The sequence below is a fragment of the Pseudomonas schmalbachii genome, from assembly GCF_017589465.1.
Lineage (GTDB): Bacteria > Pseudomonadota > Gammaproteobacteria > Pseudomonadales > Pseudomonadaceae > Pseudomonas > Pseudomonas schmalbachii.
Window position 1 is genome coordinate 1 of sequence record NZ_JAELYA010000001.1, and the last position, 18074, is coordinate 18074.

Here is an 18074-nt window from a genome sequence, read left to right on the forward strand (position 1 = left end):
GTGGCGACACCTATAACAGCGTCACCAAGACCGGCGGCACGAAGATCACCAACGTGGCCCGTGGTGAGGACGACAGCGATGCGGTGAACATGTCGCAGCTCAACGAGACGAATGAAAACGTCACGAACCTGGGCGACACCATCAACAACTTCGCTGGCGACACCAGTACCACCTACATCGAGCAGTACGGTCGTGGCATCCGCTATGCGCGGACCAACGACACAGGGATGCCGCAAAGCGACGCCTTCGCGACGGGCCAGGCCAGCACGGCGGTGGGTTATGCGGCCCGTTCCATCGGTGCCGGCAGCCTGGCGCTCGGCGCCGGGGCGAAGGCTAACAACGAGGCCGATGTGGCGCTGGGTGCGCTCTCCACCACCGACGTGGCGGTGGCGACCACGGGCACGACCATTGCCGGCAAGGAGTACGCATTTGCCGGTGGGGAGCCGGTAGCGACCGTCAGTGTCGGTAATGGCGAGCTCAAACGCACCATCACCAACGTCGCCGCCGGCCGCCTGAGCGCGGACAGCACCGATGCGGTGAACGGCTCGCAGTTGTTCGCTACGAACCAGGCGATCGATACGCTGAGTTCCAATATCACCAATGTCTTCGACAACGGCACCAAGTACTTCCATGTCAAGTCGACCAAGGCTGACTCGGTTGCCAGTGGTGAGGACTCCATTGCAGTAGGCCCGAATGCCAAGGCCAGTGGTAATGGCTCCGTCGCCATGGGCAATGGCGCCGAGGCTACCGGCACGGGCTCTTCGGCCATGGGTCAGGCGGCGAAGGCTGAGGGTGCAAGCTCGGTGGCAATGGGTGATGGCGCCCAAGCGACCAAGGAGAAGAGCACGGCCATTGGCAGCGGTGCGAAGGCTACGGCCAAGAACGCTGTTGCTCTGGGTGCCGACTCGGTAGCTGACCGCGAAAATAGCGTGTCGGTAGGCAGCGCAGGCAAGGAGCGCCAGATCACCAACGTGAAGGCTGGTGAGAAAGACACCGATGCGGTGAACGTTGCTCAGCTCAATGGACTGAAAGGCAGCGTTACCAACATCGGAGGAGATGTCACCAATATCCAGAATGGCACCGACGGTATGTTCCAGGTGAACAACACCAGCAAGCAGCCGAAGCCGAGAGCTACTGGCACGGATGCAGTTGCGGGTGGTGCTGGATCTACCGCAAGTGGCAAAAACAGCATGGCGATCGGTACCAAGGCCAATGCTGCGGGTGAAAACTCGGTGGCAATGGGTAATGGCTCCAACGCCAAGGCGAAGGACTCGGTTGCCCTTGGTGCCAACTCGGTGGCTGATCGTGCGAACACCGTTTCGGTAGGTTCTGCCGGAGCGGAGCGCCAGATCACCAACGTGATGGCTGGTAAGGAAGATACCGATGCGGTGAACGTCGCACAGCTCAACAAGAGCATGGGTGACGTCACCAACATCGCCAACAACTACACGGATCAGCGTTACAACTCGCTGAAGCGCGACTTGGCTGAGCAGGACGACACCTTGAGCGCCGGTATCGCTGGAGCCATGGCGATGGCCAGTCTGCCGCAACCCTATACACCGGGTGCGAGCATGGCGGCCGCAGGCCTTGGTACCTACCGTGGTCAGGGCGCTGTTTCGGTTGGCGTATCGCGCATCTCCGACAACGGCAAGTGGGTAACCAAGCTGCAGGGCAGCACCACGACCCAGGGCGACTTCGGTGTGTCGGTGGGTGTCGGCTACCAGTGGTAACCCTTCACTCCTGAGCAAAGGCCCGGCGCAAGCCGGGCCTTCCAACCGATCTGGAATATTTCGAGGCAATCATGTTGAAGATCACACGCACCATTGGCCAGAGCATGTTGGCCGGTTGCGCCATGGCAATGCTGGCTGCTTGCGGTACCACGGTGAGCAACGTCGATAGCGAGGGCAAGACGGATAACCCGGTATTCCTGCCCATCGAAGACGCGGGCCGCCCCGATGGCACTTATGTGAACCTGGAAAACCTGGGCAAGATTCGCGAGGGTATGACCAAGCGTCAAATCTTCGAACTTATCGGCCCGCCGCACTACTCGGAAGGCTTGGCAGGTGTGCACGAATGGGACTACGTGCTGAAGTTCCGCCAGGGCAATGGTCAGCCGGATAAGGTGTGCCAGTACAAGGTTCTGTTCGATGCCGAGATGATAGCCCGTTCGTTCTTCTTCAATCCGGAGAACTGCGCGGAGCCCGAACCGGTGGTAGCGCCAAAGGCGGCAGAACCGAAACTCAAGGAAATCTCTCTCTCCGCCGATGCCACCTTTAGCTTCGACAGCGCGGAACTGCGGCCAAAGGGAAGGGCGGAGCTGAGTCGTCTGGCTCATGAGCTGAATCAAACGGATCCGGTACCGGTAGTCGGTATCGTCGGCCACACCGACCGTTTTGGAGACCATTCGCACAACCTGGAACTCTCGTGGAAGCGGGCCTACGCAGTGCGGTCGTACCTGATCCAGCAGGGTGTGCCGGCATCATTGATCAGCGTCGACGGCCGTGGGTCGACAGAACCGCTGGTTGAGTGCCCCGGCAAGAAATCCCCTGCGGTAATCGAGTGTCTGGCACCGAATCGTCGCACCAGTATTCACATTCTTGTCAACTAACTCTCAAGAAGGCGGTGGCTTGCCACCGCCTCTCATGCTGATAACCACCGACTGATTGAACTGGATCAGAGTCCGGTCCAGCCAATTCTTGAACATGATTCGCTTACACACATGGAGGAAGCCCGGCTTTACGTTGGCTTGGGTCGTTTGTGTGGGCAATTGCCTGATAATTTCGTAGGTACCTTAAGATGAATACCAAGCCTCTATTTGCTGCTGTTCTCCTCGGACTGCTGACCTTGACCGGTTGCAATGGCAACCAGTCATCGGATGCCAGCAGCGCCCCCTCTCAACCTAACTGGCTGAGCACTCCTGCATTACCCATTATTCAGGATGCAGTGTTTTCGCTAACCCCCACTTTCAATGGCCAACGCAACCCTCTGCTCATGGAACAGGTATGCGGCTTGGCTAGTGGCGAACTCAAACAGGAACAGGTGAACGCCTTCCTGTCGCAACGGAACGTCGATGTGACAAAAGTGCCGAAGCAGGGGGACGCGCTCTCGCTTCTGGTGAATGGCGATAAGGCATCCCAGGCCACTGCATGCGCTGCACATCTGGCTACCACAGTGCTCACCACGGTGGACGCTGGGGAGTTTCTGCAAAGTGTCGTTCCCGCAAGTGGTACCAACGGCCAAAGCAATAACACTTCCGCCAGCAAACCGGCTGAGCCCACCCTGCAGATCGATAACGCTCGTCTGGGCCAACTGTTGCCAATCAAATTGGCCGAAGCTCGCGTAAATGCCGAGGTTTTCGCACTGATCGCAGCGGAGCTGCAACGCCGTCCCGGGCTCACGGTTTCGGAATATCACAAGCAGGCGGTGGAGCTATTTGCGCGCCTTGCCCCTGTCTACCTGGAACGCATCAAAGCCCAATTGCCACCAGCCGGTACGAACTACGCGTTGGTACAGCTTGATGGTCAACGCTTTGCCTTCACCAGTTCGACAGGGAACTTGTTCGAATACACCAGTGAGGGTTTGGTCCTGCGGCAGAACGGAATTACCTGGTACGGGCAAGGCAAACTTCTGGGACAGGAATACCCTCTGAAGGTTGCCTATTTCCCCAGTTCTGTAAACAAACTCCTGGCTCCAAAGAAGAAGTGATACCTATGGTCATACCTCCCAAGGCTATAGGGCGATCATGACCAGGTTGTTGAATCTGATGCGGGGCGCCTGACCCGCATCATTCTCTTTGCTCCTTTTACTGAGCCAGAGCGGCCCGGACTTTTTCCAGCTTCGGCAAAAGGGACACATCAATGTTGGCAGCTGAAATTCGCCGAAATATCGAAGTGTTCCGTTTCGCGGCCCGCAAGCGGCGGCTTACCGGCAAGTGGGGTGCAACCGAATCGATCCGCTTGAATATTTCCCCACCAGCAAGCGAAGCACAGATTCGTGCGGTGGAGGAGTCGATCGGTGAAACGCTACCGCCGACACTACGTCGGTTCTACGGCACATTCTCGGCTGCCATCGACATTTTCTGGCTCATGCCTGGGCGTGAAACATATACGCCCGAAGGGGTGACGATAATTGAGTTCGACACTCTCCCTCCGCCTCTTCTTCAACATGAGTTGAGAGTCTTCGACTGGAGCCCACCGATCCCCCAGCCGGCGGTGATAGGTGGCCAGATGAGATTTTCCTTGCATGACACGGTTAGCGAACTGGCCAATACGCGCGCCAGGAGCGAGAGCTTTCGGGACTGCGTGACCTACTACCGGGATATATGTCCCGATGACTATTTGCAGCAACATTACCTGCTTCTGGCGCAATGGTGGGAGCGCGGTTTCCCGCTGGGCCAGGACGGTGGCGGCAACGTCTTTGCAATCGATTCGGAAGACGAAAAAGGCCGTCTGCTCTGGCTTCAACATGACGGGGTCGATCTCGGCGGGTTCATCGAGCACGAACTGATGGACTTCATGCTTATTCAAAGCCGCTTGGGTTTTCCCGGCTTCAACGAAATCGAGCCGGTCTTTGCCGGATCAACCAAAGAACCTGGCGACCGGGAGCAGCGTTACCTGCTGGAACATCCGGATGCTGCCCAGCCATTCAGTCACCGACTTGACGATAGTTGCGAGGCCGTGCGTGTCTGGCGAGATTGGCTCGGAATGTCATGACTCATTGACTTCTCTCCGATATCGCTTGATTTGGTCAAGAGTTCAGGAGTCAACACGATGATAGAACCAGACTTCACAAGAACAAGCTCAGAAGCAACTCTCACCCCGCTTCGGGCATACGACATCGATGTTCTTGACCAATCTGTGCATGAAGATGGATGCCGCGGGCATGGTTGGTGTTTCGGCCTGCCGCCTGGTATCTCACATGAGCAATGGCCGCTGAACCCGAACAATGGTTATCCGTTGATGCATGGGTTCACCGTGTTGTTGCCAGAGGACTATCGTTGCCATGGGCCAGACATGGTTGCCTTGAGCTTTTTCAGCGTTGCTCCGGACCATTCTGAGCTCCATGCCATTTGCACTGCCAGGGAGCAGAAGCGTCCCTCTGCCGGTCCAGATCCCCTTGGCTTTGAGGGGGGCGCCCGTACCGAACATCCGCGACTATTCCGCCTGACCGACCGCGCCTGGCCGGATGACCCCTATGCAATCATCCTGTTGACGCAAGCGGAGTTCGACGGGCCGTTCTGCAGACCTCCACGACCATACTGCAATCCGTATCAGAAACAGAGCTGCGTACCCGAGCCTGCATGGCTCAGTGAAGGAGCTGCCTGGGCCTACTCAAGGGCCAACCCCTATTCAAGTTTGGGCCAGTTAACTGAAGCGGAAGGGGATCTGGCGTTCAACCGATCCATTCGTTGGACACCCCGCGTCAAGGATCCAAATGTTGGAAAAGTGCCGCGAGAATACTACGGCGACTCGGTACCGGGTGCGGATTCTTATTTGCAGCCATTCTATTGGCAGGACGACATCATAGATGTCGAACACTATCGTGTGCATGGCTGGGCTAAAGATCACAAGCCAGATCACATTGGGGGAACCATGTATCCGGAGAAGGGTATTCCTGATGGTTTCGGACCGTACTATATCGAATTCAATGAAACATTTGGAGGCTACAACTTTGGCCGTGGTATCGCTCAGCTAGATTTTCAGAATATGCGCTTTGATTGGGCATGCTGATAGTTGATAAAAGATTGCATGTTGTTTTGTTGGTGGCATCTGATTTGAGGAGTCTTCATTATGAATATCGTTGGCTTGTTTGTAAATCCGAATGGTAGGGTGGGGCGCTTACCTTACGCTCTTGCACTAGGCGTTCTGTACACGACGTTCTTTGTTTTCTTCATTGCGACAGATATCCAGGTATTCCTCCTTGAACACGGCCTCGGTGCTGTTCGAGTGCTCCCTTTGGTCTTCATAGGCTGGGGATGCGTCATATTATTCATCAAGCGTATGCGCGACAGTGGCCGGTCTCCCTGGATAGCCTTGTTGCTACTTATCCCAGGAGTGAGTGTCATCCTGCTTGTCTTTGCAGCCTTCTTGCCAAGTAAGGTTGTTGAAGTTTCGTGAACTTGTTTTTGACTGTTCAGAGTTGGAGGAGGGTACATGACGGAATCGATTTTTGCATGGGCGCCATTGGGGCTATTTATTTTACTTTACATTGTCTCGAATTATTTTATGACTAAGAAATATTCAAGCCTTGTCGAGGAAAGCATAGAGGTTGCGCGTGAAAACACGGAAGTCATTCGGGAGTTGACGCGTGAATTGGAAAAAATACAGAAATACAAGGATTAATAGGTTTTAATTTTGTGCGGCAGATTATTGCTTGAGGTTTTCATGTGTCAGGGTTTTTATATATCTCAAGGTACTTGCAAATGACTAGAATTCTCCGATTGAAAGATCTTGAATTTTCCATTGATTACGCCGAACTCACAGGTTATCTCGATGGTGCTGCTGAATATGATGGCGCAGGCTGCGCCAACAGTTGGTACCTGGAGGTGAAGGGCGAGGGGAAGTTATTTGGTGATGACCAAATATCTCAGACACTGAGTCCACGCTTTTACTGGTCTCTGCCAATAAATATCGATGATTGGCGAAAGCTGGAGGGAGTCCGCCTCAGCTTTGATCTTGAGACTGACGATGATGAAGACGACGCGCCATTTCTCTATCTGTGCGCGCACTTGGAGTTGCCAAGAACGGAATTACATCTGGGGCGGCGGCAAGCCAATGCTTTTTCGTTGCATTGGAGCGGTTTGGCGGACGCAAACTGGGATGAGCAATATGGAGACTCGATGCCATTCAGCATGGAGTTCCCGATAGAGTTCACCAATCAGGAAGTCTGTTTCTGGCAGGTCGGTGACGATGAAATCCAGAATGACGAATACGTGGAAACCATGGCGCGTGAAATAATGAAAACACGTGGCTTATCTGACGAAGCGCTGCGTTTCTCGCACTGGAAACGAATGCGGAACGAGTCGGACGATTACCATTACCGTTGGATTCGCGCGATGTTTCTACCAATGGCCGAATAGCTAAATTTGGCGGGCGCACGCGGTCAGAATATAGATGACAGTAGTTCCTTACTGAGGTGGCATTTTTATGTGTCAGTGGCTTATTTATGGAAAGTCTCCCAGCCTGGACACTCTCTGGGATGAAGAGCTTAACGTTGGTCGTTCGCCCGCCACAATCGAAGCCATCATGGCATTGGAGTTCCGTCTACAAATCGTCTTGCCAGATTGGCTGCGCCAACTTTATTCGCGCTATGACGGCGGCGCTGTGCGCATGGCGCGAGGTGCTTCGCTGCAGGAGCCGGAAAACTGGCTCAAAGCGGACTGGCTGATACCACGTGGGCGTCTGTTCTCTATCGGGGAGATCTTTTCGTTCGCGGAACTGCGCCTGCTCGAGGATTACAAAGATGATGCCTTCTCCACAATAGCCGCGGATGACAGTCGCCTTATCGCAATTGCGATGGACGAAGGAACTACAACCTTATGCCTGGACTATTCCGATTCGAAGCACGCCGTAACGCCTCGGATCGTCTTGACGGATCAGCGCAGGCGTCTACGCGTGTTTGACGACGTCAAAGGGTTTCTCGCGGAACTGGTTGATGCCCAATACTGGAACTCGGCGCTGGAGAGTCACCATGGTCCCGATCCCGACCCGGATATGCCTTGGAATGCAATAAATTGGGAGCCGGAAGCGGCCAGCATAGAGAATTTCTTCACTGGGGCAGGGTTCTGGAGCGGCGCCTCTGACGCGCCTGCGTCAGAAGAATTGATTAGCGCCACTGAAAACCGTTTGGGCGTGCAGTTGCCAGCCTTGTTGAAAAAATTGTATCGCCATCAGGATGGTGGTTATACGGATTTCAAACTGGTTCCCTTATTCCGCAAACCTTCCAGACACCGGCATAGTTGGGAGTCTGCCATTATCGACAGGTGTCTCTATGGCACGAAGTATCTGGAGACACTTGCAGAAGTAGCATCTGGCTTCGACGATAATGAATACCCCCGTAGCTTCTATCGAATGCATGCGCATTGCGAGTGGCTGGTGGTCCTCTGTAGTCATGGTCTTGATTGGATGCTCTGCCTCGACTACCGGAGAAATGGTCCAAACCAGGAACCTGAAGTCGTCCTCTTTCAAACATTTGACCGCGAGTTGGAGCCACTGTACCGCGCGCGTAATTTCAATCAGTTCTTCGGTGATTTACGTCGTGATGCGTACGAGTAAGGGTGAATATGAGCATCAAACCACTGAGGGATATATGGGTTCTCATTATGGAAATCACAATCAAGGTGATTAGATACTTACTTATATTCATTGTTGCCACGGCAATAGCCATTGCTGGCCTGATCGCCTGGGGCGATAGGTGGGGGGATGGTGTCGAACGCGGAAGTTGGAGGGCATTTGGAATGCCCGACGTGTTGAATGGCTTTCCCGCGTATGACCCGTGTGGCCCGGTGACACAACGTTATAAGGGCAGAGATGGCGAGCGGTGGCCTGCCTTCGGGGTTTCATATTGTTCTGCCATGTCCGCGCCAGAGTTGCTCAGCCAATATCGATCCTATATGGACGTTATGGGATGCGAAACTATTTTGGATGAGATCTCATCCATTCTCGGCGCACAATGCCCTAAAGCTTATATGTATGATGTCGTCATAGGGGTGAAAGATGACGGGCGATACAAAAGAGTGAATGTGGATTGGTTTGGAGAAGATTGATCAATGTGGAGTTTAGGCTTTGCAATTGATTATCACTAAAGTCGTACGGATTACAGATTCGTATTTTGAGGTCTTCCGTAATTTTTTTAAAGGTTAGGCCATATGTCGGATTATACGGTTTACATGGGTGATATCGTAAGAAGTGTTTTGGGGTCTGAATATTTTCTTGAGGATATTACAGGGGGGTGGAGTGAATTCTCACTGGTTGTAACAGTCGCTGATCCGGATGAATGTTCTGGGTGCTATGGGTATGCCTATGATGATAATGGTGATTGGTACGCGGCTACTCCTAAGGTTCGGGATATAGAAGATTCCGTTATCGCCTATCGTGAAGCCTTGAAAGCTGAATATGAAGTTGGGTTCAAGAAAATACTTTTCCAGTTCAACAAGAAGACTCGAAGGGTTAATGTGCAATTTGAATTTGAAGATAGTGGCAGGTGGAAAATTACACCATCCAACCTGGATGAAATGATAGCAACGCTTAGGCCAAATTTATTTTGATGTATACGTGCCAGATTAGCCACCTACTATAAAGTGGTGTCTGGTTAGATTGAATCTGAAGAATGGAGTTCTTTCGTGTCTCAAGACGGAGAGCTGAGATTAATTTTGGATAATTTCATCAGATCAAACGAATCTGATACTTTTACTTTTTTGGCCAAGTCAAAATCTTATTTTGCCGAGGCAGAGGAAGAATCCATATTTTCAGAATTCATGCGGCGCTATCAAGAAATAAAGGCTGCCCTTAGAAAAATCTGTGGCGCACCTATTGCGAGAGATATTTTTGGTTGTAATTTTCCGGAATTTACGCTTTCTGAGAATGAAAAGCTCGCAAGTATGCTGACGTTGTTTAATTACGAAGGCTGTCGTTTCGGGGTCTTGCTTTATCAGGAAGGGGAAGGTCAGCCACTTGAGATTCGTCTCTCTGCTTGCCGGCCATCCAAGCTCCCAGTCAAGCCGCCATTGGTTGAGGAACTAAGGCGATTCATGAATAAGTTTATCGGATCACATAGGGCGGAAGGCCATAAGGTTCTGAAATACTCAGGAACCTTCTTTGCAGGGGATGAGGAGGAGTTCGACAGCAGCGGCGAGGGTGAAACGCTTTGGGAGCGTACTTGCAAGGAATTCAAGGATGAATATGAAAAGGTAGTGTCTCTCCTGAAAGGAATTTGTGGGGCGCCTTTGGTAGAGAACGTTTCTGCATGGGAGTTTGAAGAGTTTTCACTTGCTGAGTGTGAGAGCATGGCCGATGAACTCACTTTATTCAGCTACAAAGGCTGCCGCTTCGGAGTTCTGCTTCATCAGGAAGACAGGGAGTTACCGCTTGAACTTTGGTTGTCTGCATGTCGGCCGGATAAATTATGACTTGAGCGCCATATAAAATTGGAGCGGCAACTTACTATGAGCCGAAAGCCAGAATTACCTGTCGATGTGTGTCTGAAGATTGATGAAGCGCTGACTGCATCCGGAAAATTATATCAGGCAGGCAATATCGAGAAAGCCATTGAGGAAGGCATGGTGGGGTGGAGTCTGATCCCTGAGCCAAAAGCCAAATGGGATTACTACCCTCAAAGCATGTCGGCGCACTTTCTCCAGAGTTACGCCATGCTTGGTGATATTGAGAGCACCAAAAAATGGGTCGAGATCACTGCGCAAATGTACGATGATCCAAATCATGAGGATCACTATGTCTTGATGCTCGAAGGTGAGGCAATGTATGGGCTTGGCGATCTTGATCGAGCATATTATGTGTTTGCCAGGATACATGAGATATATGGGCGAAATGGATTTGCTGAGGATCAGATTAAATATCTGAAATTCTTCTTGAAAGAGCAGGCGCGCCGCGATGGTTGAATACCCTGAAGAGTTGCCGGACAACATTTATGAGCGTGTGATCGATTTGTCAGTGCAGGGGAATCTGTTTCTCGATTCAGGTGATGCATTGAGTGCTGTGAATGTTTGGTGCGAGGCACTTGCGTTGCTTCCATCCCCGAAAGACAACTGGGAGGCATGTCTGTGGCTCAATGCCTCACTTGGAGAGGCTTATCGGGTGGAAGGCCAATTGGAAGAGGCCAAAGCTTGTCTCTTGGATGCCTTGAACTGTCCCGATGGACATGTCAATCCCTTCGTTCTTCTCCGGTTGGGCCAGACGTTAGTTGATCTTGGCGATGAGAATGCCGGCGTCGATTATTTGCTGCGGGCCTATATGCTCGAAGGTGAGGAGATCTTTGAAGAAGATGCCCAATATCTTCAGTTGCTGCGCAATCGCAAGCTGGTTGACTGATAGTCTATTCCCGTTTCTGGCGAAATACGCTGATTCCGTGTTCGAGTTCCCGGCGGAATAAGTAACTCTGAGCCCATTGGTTTTTGGAGGCTCTTGTCTTTCTGAAGTGAGAAGTAGGCATGACTCGAACCCAACTCGTCTTCAAGGCACCACGATTTTCTCTTTTCGCTCCGAATCTGAAGTTCTATGTAATGTTGCCTGGCTATGACTGTCGGGGACCGGTGTCGCTTCGGGAGACTTTTGAAATCTCTGATGAGCTTCCTCCCGGCAAATATCGGCTCAAAGGTCATATCCTGGATATCAATGTGGATATCGGTTTTGAATTGTGTGCCGGCCTTGCCACTACATTGCAGTTGGCTGACAGTATGAACTTCACACAACGCTTCGCGATTGATGCCAGTGCCGAACTGTCGACACTTTACGTCCTGAGGGAGCAGCACTATGTCTCACATTTCTGGATTGGGCATTGCGATAGCGATCTACGCTTGGCAGCTCTTTTATCCGAAGCCCATTACTGGGCGTTGACGGATGAAGAGAGGGATCAGGCCTACCTATCGGAGTTTGGACGGACTCAGAACGAGCGCTGGTATGACCACGACTTCCTGGAGGCAGGATGGGAAACCAAGGGTTCGAATTTGCTTGAGCGATTCGAAGAATACTCTTGGGTCGAGGAGTGGGCCGAGGAACTTGAACGTCGCGCCAGAGAAATGGGGCTGAAAGAGCCCAACTGTTTCATCATGCTGGGTGGCTCCCCGGTTCGACCAAGGAATTGGGAACTGGATAAGCCATGTCAAATTGATCGACCAGGAATAAACTTGCTCTATGTGAGAAAGATCGAATTCACCTTCTTCTGAAGACGCTTAGATGTCTTTCGTATATATATCGGGAAGGCGAAGCAGCTGGCGACCTGGGTCATTTGGTTCTGGAAATATCTTATACGGATAGTTAAATATTTTCTGTTTCCTGAGTATGGGGAGTGGCCGGCGGGGTTATTTTTTCAGCTGCATTGTATTTGGATAGAGGTGCTACGCCATGAGCTATGACTTGATGGTTTTCGAGCCGAAAGATGTGCCGCGAGAGAAAAATGCGTTTCTTGATTGGTACCAATCACAAACAGAATGGTCCGAGGGGCATTCCTATGATGACCCATCTGTAACAACAGCAAACCTATTGGAATGGTACGTTGCAATACGCCGGTACTTTCCTAATATGAGTGGTCCCGATGCTTACGAATGTGCAGACGGCGAGTACAACCCCCGCGTAACCGGCTACTCCATAGGCAGGTCGGTGATCTACGCCAACTTCCGATGGTCAGAGGCGGCAAGTGCATATGCGGCCGTTCGCGCATTGGCTGTGAAGCATGGGGTTGGCTTTTTCAATGTTAGCGCCAATGATGGCGAGATCTGGTTTCCACCAGCAGAGTACATTCCGGATATAATGGCGATTCCAGATCTGATGTTGAGCCTTGAAGGGCAGCAGGCCTTCAAATCGCCATCGGTTGCCTTGATTGAAGCTGCCGTCGACTGGCTTCAGCCTGCCGGTGGGCCAGGCTTTCTTCTCTTGGAAAAAGACAACGGTTACGTGCAAGCAGGTGGAGGGAAGGGCGCTTGTACTGTGGAGTGGCGAGAGTATTCGAACGGCAATTTTCGGCACTGGGTTGCGGGGCTCCCGGATCATGATGCTGAAGCAAACATCTTAATCCTCGGGAACGGGGTGCATTTCTTGGTAAAAGCCAACGAACGGCTTTCGAATGATAATGTCAAGGTTGTTTTGCGCGCTTTTGCCCGTGGTATGTCGAAACCACAGGATTTTGTCTGGCGCGATATCTCGGAACAATTAAATGTCGAAAACTAAAGGGGCATAGTAATTCTTTCGGTCAATTACCGACCTGATGCCTGAATATTCGTCGCATATTCCTGCTTTGCGGATCTACTGAGGCTCAACCACATTACTGACCAACTAAAGCAGCCCTTGAGACCCACTCTCTCAGCGTTGCTGAGCCTAATGGCGTTCTATCCGTAGAAGATGGCCGGCTAGAGCTAGAGGCCAATGTTTTTGATCATGCTGCAACGCCTACCAGTTCTACAGGAATTAAAAATTCATTCAGACCGGAACTGCTTCGCGGTTCGACTTAATGCAGGTGTTAGGTAGCCCAAAGGGAGGGGTGTGAACAGCAGATTCAAATTGACGGATTACGCGCGGAAAGTCGCACGCAAACTGCCTTACCATGCTGGGAGTCGATCAGTGATTTCGTACTGGAAATGTTCGCAGCGCAGGGGTGGCTCAATGTGCACTAGCGGATCCATTGGGCCAATCTCGCCCCTTCTGTCGCGGCGTACTGGCCGTCTAGGTTTGTTCGTGGGGGCCGTGGCTTTGGCATTGCATATCGCGCCGGGCGCGATGATGGGGAGGACGTATGCGTCGGAAGCCCAGGCCGATTTCCATGGTTACTACTACTTCGTCGATCAGGATGCAGGCTGCATCAGCCCCCTGCAGATCAAGGTCGCGATAGAAGACGATGGCCTTGTTGCCTACACGCCGACGCTTTTACCAAGTGCATGGATGAAACCAGTGGCATGGGTGAAAACGGGGCTGCTTCGCCCGCTAACGAGCGAGGAACTCCGGATGATCTTTTTCCCTGATGATGGCAATGGTATTGAGGCAGTATTGTTTGAGCAGAATCGCGATGGTTGGATATTGGGCCATGCGCCGGCACGTGCCTTCAGGTTTGACGGGAACCGCGATCCCTTCTCGACCCGATCGGGGTATTTCATATTGACTACATCTGGGCCGTTCGAGCTGCTGCGGACTCGGACTGCTGATGCGGTCGAGCTTGGGCAAGCTCAGTCAAGGTATCCAGTATGTAAGAAATGAAGCCCCCTTTTGTTATTCGCCACTCTCTCTGCTGTGCACTACTGCCTTCGATGTTCAGGTGACGGTACTTGTGCAACTCTCTTGATTTCGCAGCCTCGGCATCCAGGCGGGCAAATTCGTTGCGCCCTGGTCAGGTGATTGACTTCCACCGAGCACGCGTCCCCGGCACCAGAGGCGGTTGCCCACGCGGCCGCGAACAGGGACATTTCAAAGGACGAAGGCACGGAACTCCAGCAAACTTCGAGGCACCCGTCATGGTCGTACATGCCAGCCAGGTGCTCCATGAAGGACGACCCGCTGTTTGCATCGGCAAGCGCCCGAACATATCCGAGCGTGAACGCCAGGCGTTGAGTCCGAGGCTGAACTCGATCGTTGGCTACCTGTGCGGAAATCTCTGATTCGATCAAGATGCCATACCTCAACCTGCCTATCCCTTCCCGGCATGAAGGAGGGGGAGGGTTACTCGCCAAGGGTCCGCATCGAGACCCAAGGCCAAGGCCGATATAGGCGCCGCATAATCTCTACTGCGAAAAACAGAGTCGCCAGCGCCATACCGGCCTATGGCCTGCCGTCTATGGTCAACGACCTGCGGTACCGGTAGTTCCGGTAGTCCCGGTGGTTCCGGTAGTGCCTGGAGTACCGTGGCCACCGTCGCCGTTGTTGGATACTGCAAGGCCAATTGCGATCAGCGCGGCACCGGTTCCTAGCGCAGTCCCGACGTTGATATTTCCATACAACGGAGTTGAGAGACGCAGGGTTGAACATTCGCCCGGTGGCAGCGGTGTTGCTGCTCCATCCTTGCTTTCAACATTTTCCTGGTTGCTCGAAGCCCCACCAAGTAGCGGCGGGCATCCGGCATTTGCAGAGGCAAGCATCGGGGCGCCCATGCTTATCACCAGAAGCGAAATAAGCAATTTCTTCATGTTCTGTCACTCCAGTCAGACGAGAGACTGTGATGCTAGAGTGAACTCAGAATTTAAACTGTCGCCAGATTCAGCGCGCCCGGTAGGAATTTGCCTTTTATTTTGCAGAAGAATCTTAGAGGGTCTCCGGGCAAGCCCGCACCAATATGGCCAAAGCGAGTTCAAGGGGCTTTCAGCTCTGTCTCAGCCGGTTGACCCGTCCCCCAAGCCGGTTATTTGCGCGGGTTTCTATGTGTTACAGGAGCACCTCTGCTGCATTCGTCAGCAAATGTCGCGGGGGCGTCTACAGGTTTGGCAGGGCGAACAGAGTGACCAACTACAAACTAAAAGGGACGGAGTGATTTATTTTCAGTCACCAGCCAACGCCTGCTGGGCTTCGAATTCCTCGCGATTCCACAGCGAGAAGTAGAGAACGGTGTCCCAGTAGCCCATTCCCATCACGCGCTCCACACCGACATGGTCGAAATCGTCGGCAAGGCTCAGGCCCTTGAAAGGGGCCAGCCTGTCGTCGCCGGATTGCACGGCGCTGCGCAGTTGCCGGGCGGCCAGGAAGTCAAAGCAGGACAGGGCATCGACCGCCGCGCCGGCAGCCCGCGCCGCTGCCAGGTGCTCTTCCGCCACCGCCCGCAAGGCGGTTTCGCTACTAGTGTTCATCAAGTCCAGTTCTATCGTCTCAAGCAGGAAATAACGTTCCCGGTGGCTTGCCAGAAAGCCCAGGGCCTCGGTGATCGACTCGCGCAATTGCGTCGACTCGGCGGGAGCAGCGCGCCTCAGCACCTTGGCGAAACGCTCCAGCCGGGCGTAACCCGTGGCGAAATCCCCGGTAATGGCGTACAGCCGTGTCTTGTTGTCGGGGGCTTCGTCCTCGAAGCCGTCGGAGATGAGCGACGCGCACAGCCTGGGGTTGCCGGACAACAGCAGGTAATAGACCAGCGGGACATTGTAGGGCCACTCCGAAAGGCCGGTAATGGTTTCGGGACGGTCCTGGTAGCTCTCCGGCTGGTTGCTCAGGGAGTAAAGATAAGAACGGTTCGCCATGTCTTCTCCGTGATGGCAACAAAGGAATGGATTACGGAAGGATGGGAATCCTGCGTACCGGGCGGACGAGAAACTCCCAGTCCCTGTTATAGGGCTCAAGGAGGTTGAGGTAGACGTCCGCGCGGAGTGCGAGGTCGGCGGACAACTTCGAACTTGACCAGTACCAGCAATTAAGGTGCGGATCCTCGAAGCTGTTTATCTCTCCAGCGTCGTTGGCGGCGAACAACAGGTTCAGCTCCAGAGCGGCCGGGATGAATACGCTTTCGCCAATCTCCAGCGCTTTCCTGGCGATCAGGCTTCCGGCTTCTGCCATGGCAACAGTGTTCGCAAGGCCGTCGCTGTAGCTCTTGGCACCTTCAACACTCTGGTCGCGCGCGCTCCACTCTCCTTCGAACTCTTGTTCGGCGCCAAGCTCGACCAAGGCGTACTCAACACCGTTCAGCCAGTAGCGGGTGACGAATATGCCGTCTGCCAAGGGCTGGCCGACGGCTGGAAGGTCGGCTGCAGCGATGGCTGCCGGGATTATCTTGTCGGTCATGTGGTGTCCCTTATGCTGTTCGGTTGATTTCTCGCTATTTCTCTTGCGAAAGGCATGTGAGGAGTCGGTGTTTCTCCAGTGAAATAAATTACTCCGTCCCCTTTAGTTAACTCAGACATAGCCTTCTCTTATGACATACCGTCATGCCTCCCATCTGTGAAATAGCAGAAGTTGAACATTCATTGCTGGCACCCTAGTGGGTACCTGGCTATCCACTTGGGGGTTGTTGGCGGTCGGGCGGTGCAGGGTATGATCTGAGGACATTTCTTATACGGAGAGCATCATGGAAGACATCCTCAAACCCTTGACCCGTGACCTGCAGGAACTAAAGGCGTCGCTGGCCGACTTGTCCCTGCCGCTGCGCACTTTGGCCCTGAGCCACTTGGCGGAACGACGCCCGCCAGCTGTACGCGAGCGGTTCCGCCAGGCTCTGCAGGATCAGGATTCGCGGATTCGGTCTGCCCGCCTGCTCCTGCAATCAGTCCGCGAAGGTGATAGCCGTCCGTGGGAGGTTTTTGCCGTCGAAGAAAGCCGGGATGTGGTGGAGGCCACCCAACAGCGAATCAAGCAACTGATGGATGAGTTGCAGGCAGAGCAGCAAAGATACCAGGACCTAGTGCGCTCCGAGCCGGTCTTGTTTGCGCTGCTGCAGGCTGAGCAGCAGCTGTGTGCCTACAAGGAGCAGTAACCATGGTCTGGGTTCAAGCAGAGTGAACCTACGGTAATAACAGCTCATTATCCGACTTGCTGCACATCAAGCTCAGTTCTTGAACATGGGACTCTGGATGCGCTGGGTATGTTGACATCCTCCCTGGCCTGAAGGCCGGGGAGGATGTCAATCTGCATCGCTGTTTAGCCCTTTGCAACATAGCCTTAGTTAATGTCTTCTCCATGGCCGCAATGAAGGAATGGATCAATGAAGGATGGGAATCTTGCGGACGGGGCGGACTTGGAAGTCAAGGCTCTTGCCGAGGTTGTTCGTCCAGCCGTCGGTGAAGTGCACGAGGAAGGCGTAGTAGGCGGAGCACTGTGAACTCGACCAGTACCAGAGATCGTTGAGTCCGCTGATCTCGCCGGCCTGCTTGTCAGAGTACAACGTCATCAGTTCCAGGGCCGATGGAATGAACACCCCTTCGCCAATCTCCAGCGTTTTCTTGGCGATGAGGCTTCCGGCCTCGGCCATTGCGGCGGTGTTCGCAGCGCCGCCGCGGTAGCTCTTGGCGCCCTCCACATCTCGTTCGTCAATCCTCCTGTTCCGCAGCTCGCAAAGCAAGCGACAGATACACAGCCAAATTTTTCTCCTTGATTTGAGCCACAGACCTCAACTTGATGTGTCTGCGCCCCTTTCCCGATCCCTTGAGAAAACCGAGAGGGCCAGTGATTTTTGCTCCGCTTCCGAATTCAACGGTTACGTATTCTTTGTAGGAAAATACCCCGCAAAATTGAATTCCTGAAGTAAACAAAATGCCCCCGTACTTGACTTCTTCCGATAACTTTTCAAAAGTCTTCCGCACCAAGGCGCGTATGGATTCCACGATTTCATAATTCTGCTCATTTACATGGCGGATGTCTTCAAGCAGCATTTGAACGGATTTTTGGGTCATGTCGAAAGTCGGGTTGGTAATTGATAGTGTGTTTTCGGCATAACTCGGCCAT

23 protein-coding genes are annotated in these 18074 nt (G+C 53.2%); 18 read left to right on the top strand and 5 right to left on the bottom strand.

Features of this window, described 5'->3' with window-relative positions; translation table 11 throughout:
- The 17 genes from JFY56_RS00005 to JFY56_RS00085 all read left to right on the top strand — a co-directional run.
- The coding region (locus JFY56_RS00005) for a YadA family autotransporter adhesin (RefSeq protein WP_208311441.1) at window positions 1-1730 on the top strand (1730 nt) is incomplete at its 5' end.
- Window positions 1731-1801: 71 nt separating this feature from the next.
- Entirely contained in the window at window positions 1802-2608 is an 807-nt protein-coding gene (locus JFY56_RS00010) for an OmpA family protein (protein WP_208311442.1), read from the top strand.
- A 188-nt stretch (window positions 2609-2796) separates the two neighbouring features.
- Window positions 2797-3705: a hypothetical protein gene (locus tag JFY56_RS00015; RefSeq protein ID WP_208311443.1), complete on the top strand. Its 909-nt coding sequence runs from the start codon at window positions 2797-2799 to the stop codon at window positions 3703-3705.
- Window positions 3706-3857: 152 nt separating this feature from the next.
- Entirely contained in the window at window positions 3858-4712 is an 855-nt protein-coding gene (locus tag JFY56_RS00020) for an SMI1/KNR4 family protein (protein WP_208311444.1), read from the top strand.
- Between the two features lie 57 nt (window positions 4713-4769).
- Window positions 4770-5729 carry a hypothetical protein gene (locus JFY56_RS00025; RefSeq protein ID WP_208312530.1) on the top strand — a complete coding sequence of 320 codons (960 nt, stop codon included), beginning with the start codon at window positions 4770-4772 and terminating at the stop codon, window positions 5727-5729.
- A 60-nt stretch (window positions 5730-5789) separates the two neighbouring features.
- Window positions 5790-6116, top strand: a complete 327-nt coding sequence (locus tag JFY56_RS00030; RefSeq protein WP_208311445.1) for a DUF805 domain-containing protein — start codon at window positions 5790-5792, stop codon at window positions 6114-6116.
- Window positions 6117-6152: 36 nt separating this feature from the next.
- Complete coding sequence (locus tag JFY56_RS00035; RefSeq protein ID WP_208311446.1) at window positions 6153-6341, top strand: hypothetical protein; 189 nt, start codon at window positions 6153-6155, stop codon at window positions 6339-6341.
- An 80-nt stretch (window positions 6342-6421) separates the two neighbouring features.
- Entirely contained in the window at window positions 6422-7078 is a 657-nt protein-coding gene (locus JFY56_RS00040; RefSeq protein ID WP_208311447.1) for a hypothetical protein, read from the top strand.
- Window positions 7079-7145: 67 nt separating this feature from the next.
- Window positions 7146-8273: an SMI1/KNR4 family protein gene (locus JFY56_RS00045; RefSeq protein WP_208311448.1), complete on the top strand. Its 1128-nt coding sequence runs from the start codon at window positions 7146-7148 to the stop codon at window positions 8271-8273.
- An 8-nt stretch (window positions 8274-8281) separates the two neighbouring features.
- Window positions 8282-8764: a hypothetical protein gene (locus tag JFY56_RS00050; RefSeq protein ID WP_208311449.1), complete on the top strand. Its 483-nt coding sequence runs from the start codon at window positions 8282-8284 to the stop codon at window positions 8762-8764.
- Between the two features lie 102 nt (window positions 8765-8866).
- Window positions 8867-9265: a hypothetical protein gene (locus tag JFY56_RS00055; protein ID WP_208311450.1), complete on the top strand. Its 399-nt coding sequence runs from the start codon at window positions 8867-8869 to the stop codon at window positions 9263-9265.
- 75 nt (window positions 9266-9340) lie between these two features.
- On the top strand, window positions 9341-10126 hold the full coding sequence (locus JFY56_RS00060) for a hypothetical protein (RefSeq protein WP_208311451.1): 786 nt from the start codon (window positions 9341-9343) through the stop codon (window positions 10124-10126).
- A gap of 36 nt (window positions 10127-10162) precedes the next feature.
- Window positions 10163-10615 (top strand): hypothetical protein, encoded by a 453-nt coding sequence (locus JFY56_RS00065; protein ID WP_208311452.1) that lies wholly within the window; start codon window positions 10163-10165, stop codon window positions 10613-10615.
- On the top strand, window positions 10608-11045 hold the full coding sequence (locus JFY56_RS00070) for a hypothetical protein (RefSeq protein ID WP_208311453.1): 438 nt from the start codon (window positions 10608-10610) through the stop codon (window positions 11043-11045). The genes JFY56_RS00065 and JFY56_RS00070 overlap by 8 nt, the downstream gene beginning before the upstream one ends.
- Window positions 11046-11164: 119 nt before the next feature.
- Entirely contained in the window at window positions 11165-11899 is a 735-nt protein-coding gene (locus JFY56_RS00075) for an immunity 22 family protein (protein ID WP_208311454.1), read from the top strand.
- A gap of 178 nt (window positions 11900-12077) precedes the next feature.
- Complete coding sequence (locus tag JFY56_RS00080; protein ID WP_208311455.1) at window positions 12078-12899, top strand: hypothetical protein; 822 nt, start codon at window positions 12078-12080, stop codon at window positions 12897-12899.
- Window positions 12900-13412: 513 nt separating this feature from the next.
- Window positions 13413-13919, top strand: coding sequence for a hypothetical protein (locus JFY56_RS00085; RefSeq protein ID WP_208311456.1), 507 nt, complete (start codon window positions 13413-13415; stop codon window positions 13917-13919).
- Window positions 13920-14497: 578 nt separating this feature from the next.
- Here the strand turns inward: JFY56_RS00085 and JFY56_RS00090 are convergent.
- From JFY56_RS00090 to JFY56_RS00100, 3 genes are all read right to left on the bottom strand, one after another.
- Window positions 14498-14842, bottom strand: a complete 345-nt coding sequence (locus JFY56_RS00090; protein ID WP_208311457.1) for a hypothetical protein — start codon at window positions 14840-14842, stop codon at window positions 14498-14500.
- A 348-nt stretch (window positions 14843-15190) separates the two neighbouring features.
- Window positions 15191-15880 (bottom strand): DUF7822 domain-containing protein, encoded by a 690-nt coding sequence (locus tag JFY56_RS00095; protein WP_208311458.1) that lies wholly within the window; start codon window positions 15878-15880, stop codon window positions 15191-15193.
- A 31-nt stretch (window positions 15881-15911) separates the two neighbouring features.
- Entirely contained in the window at window positions 15912-16418 is a 507-nt protein-coding gene (locus JFY56_RS00100; protein ID WP_208311459.1) for a hypothetical protein, read from the bottom strand.
- Window positions 16419-16701: 283 nt separating this feature from the next.
- Between JFY56_RS00100 and JFY56_RS00105 the strand changes: the two genes are divergently transcribed.
- On the top strand, window positions 16702-17106 hold the full coding sequence (locus JFY56_RS00105) for a hypothetical protein (RefSeq protein WP_208311460.1): 405 nt from the start codon (window positions 16702-16704) through the stop codon (window positions 17104-17106).
- Between the two features lie 225 nt (window positions 17107-17331).
- Here the strand turns inward: JFY56_RS00105 and JFY56_RS00110 are convergent, their stop codons facing one another.
- Window positions 17332-17649: a DUF1566 domain-containing protein gene (locus JFY56_RS00110; protein ID WP_208311461.1), complete on the bottom strand. Its 318-nt coding sequence runs from the start codon at window positions 17647-17649 to the stop codon at window positions 17332-17334.
- Window positions 17650-17659: 10 nt separating this feature from the next.
- Window positions 17660-18022 carry a DUF1801 domain-containing protein gene (locus JFY56_RS00115; RefSeq protein ID WP_236032372.1) on the bottom strand — a complete coding sequence of 121 codons (363 nt, stop codon included), beginning with the start codon at window positions 18020-18022 and terminating at the stop codon, window positions 17660-17662.
- Window positions 18023-18074 lie beyond the last annotated feature (52 nt).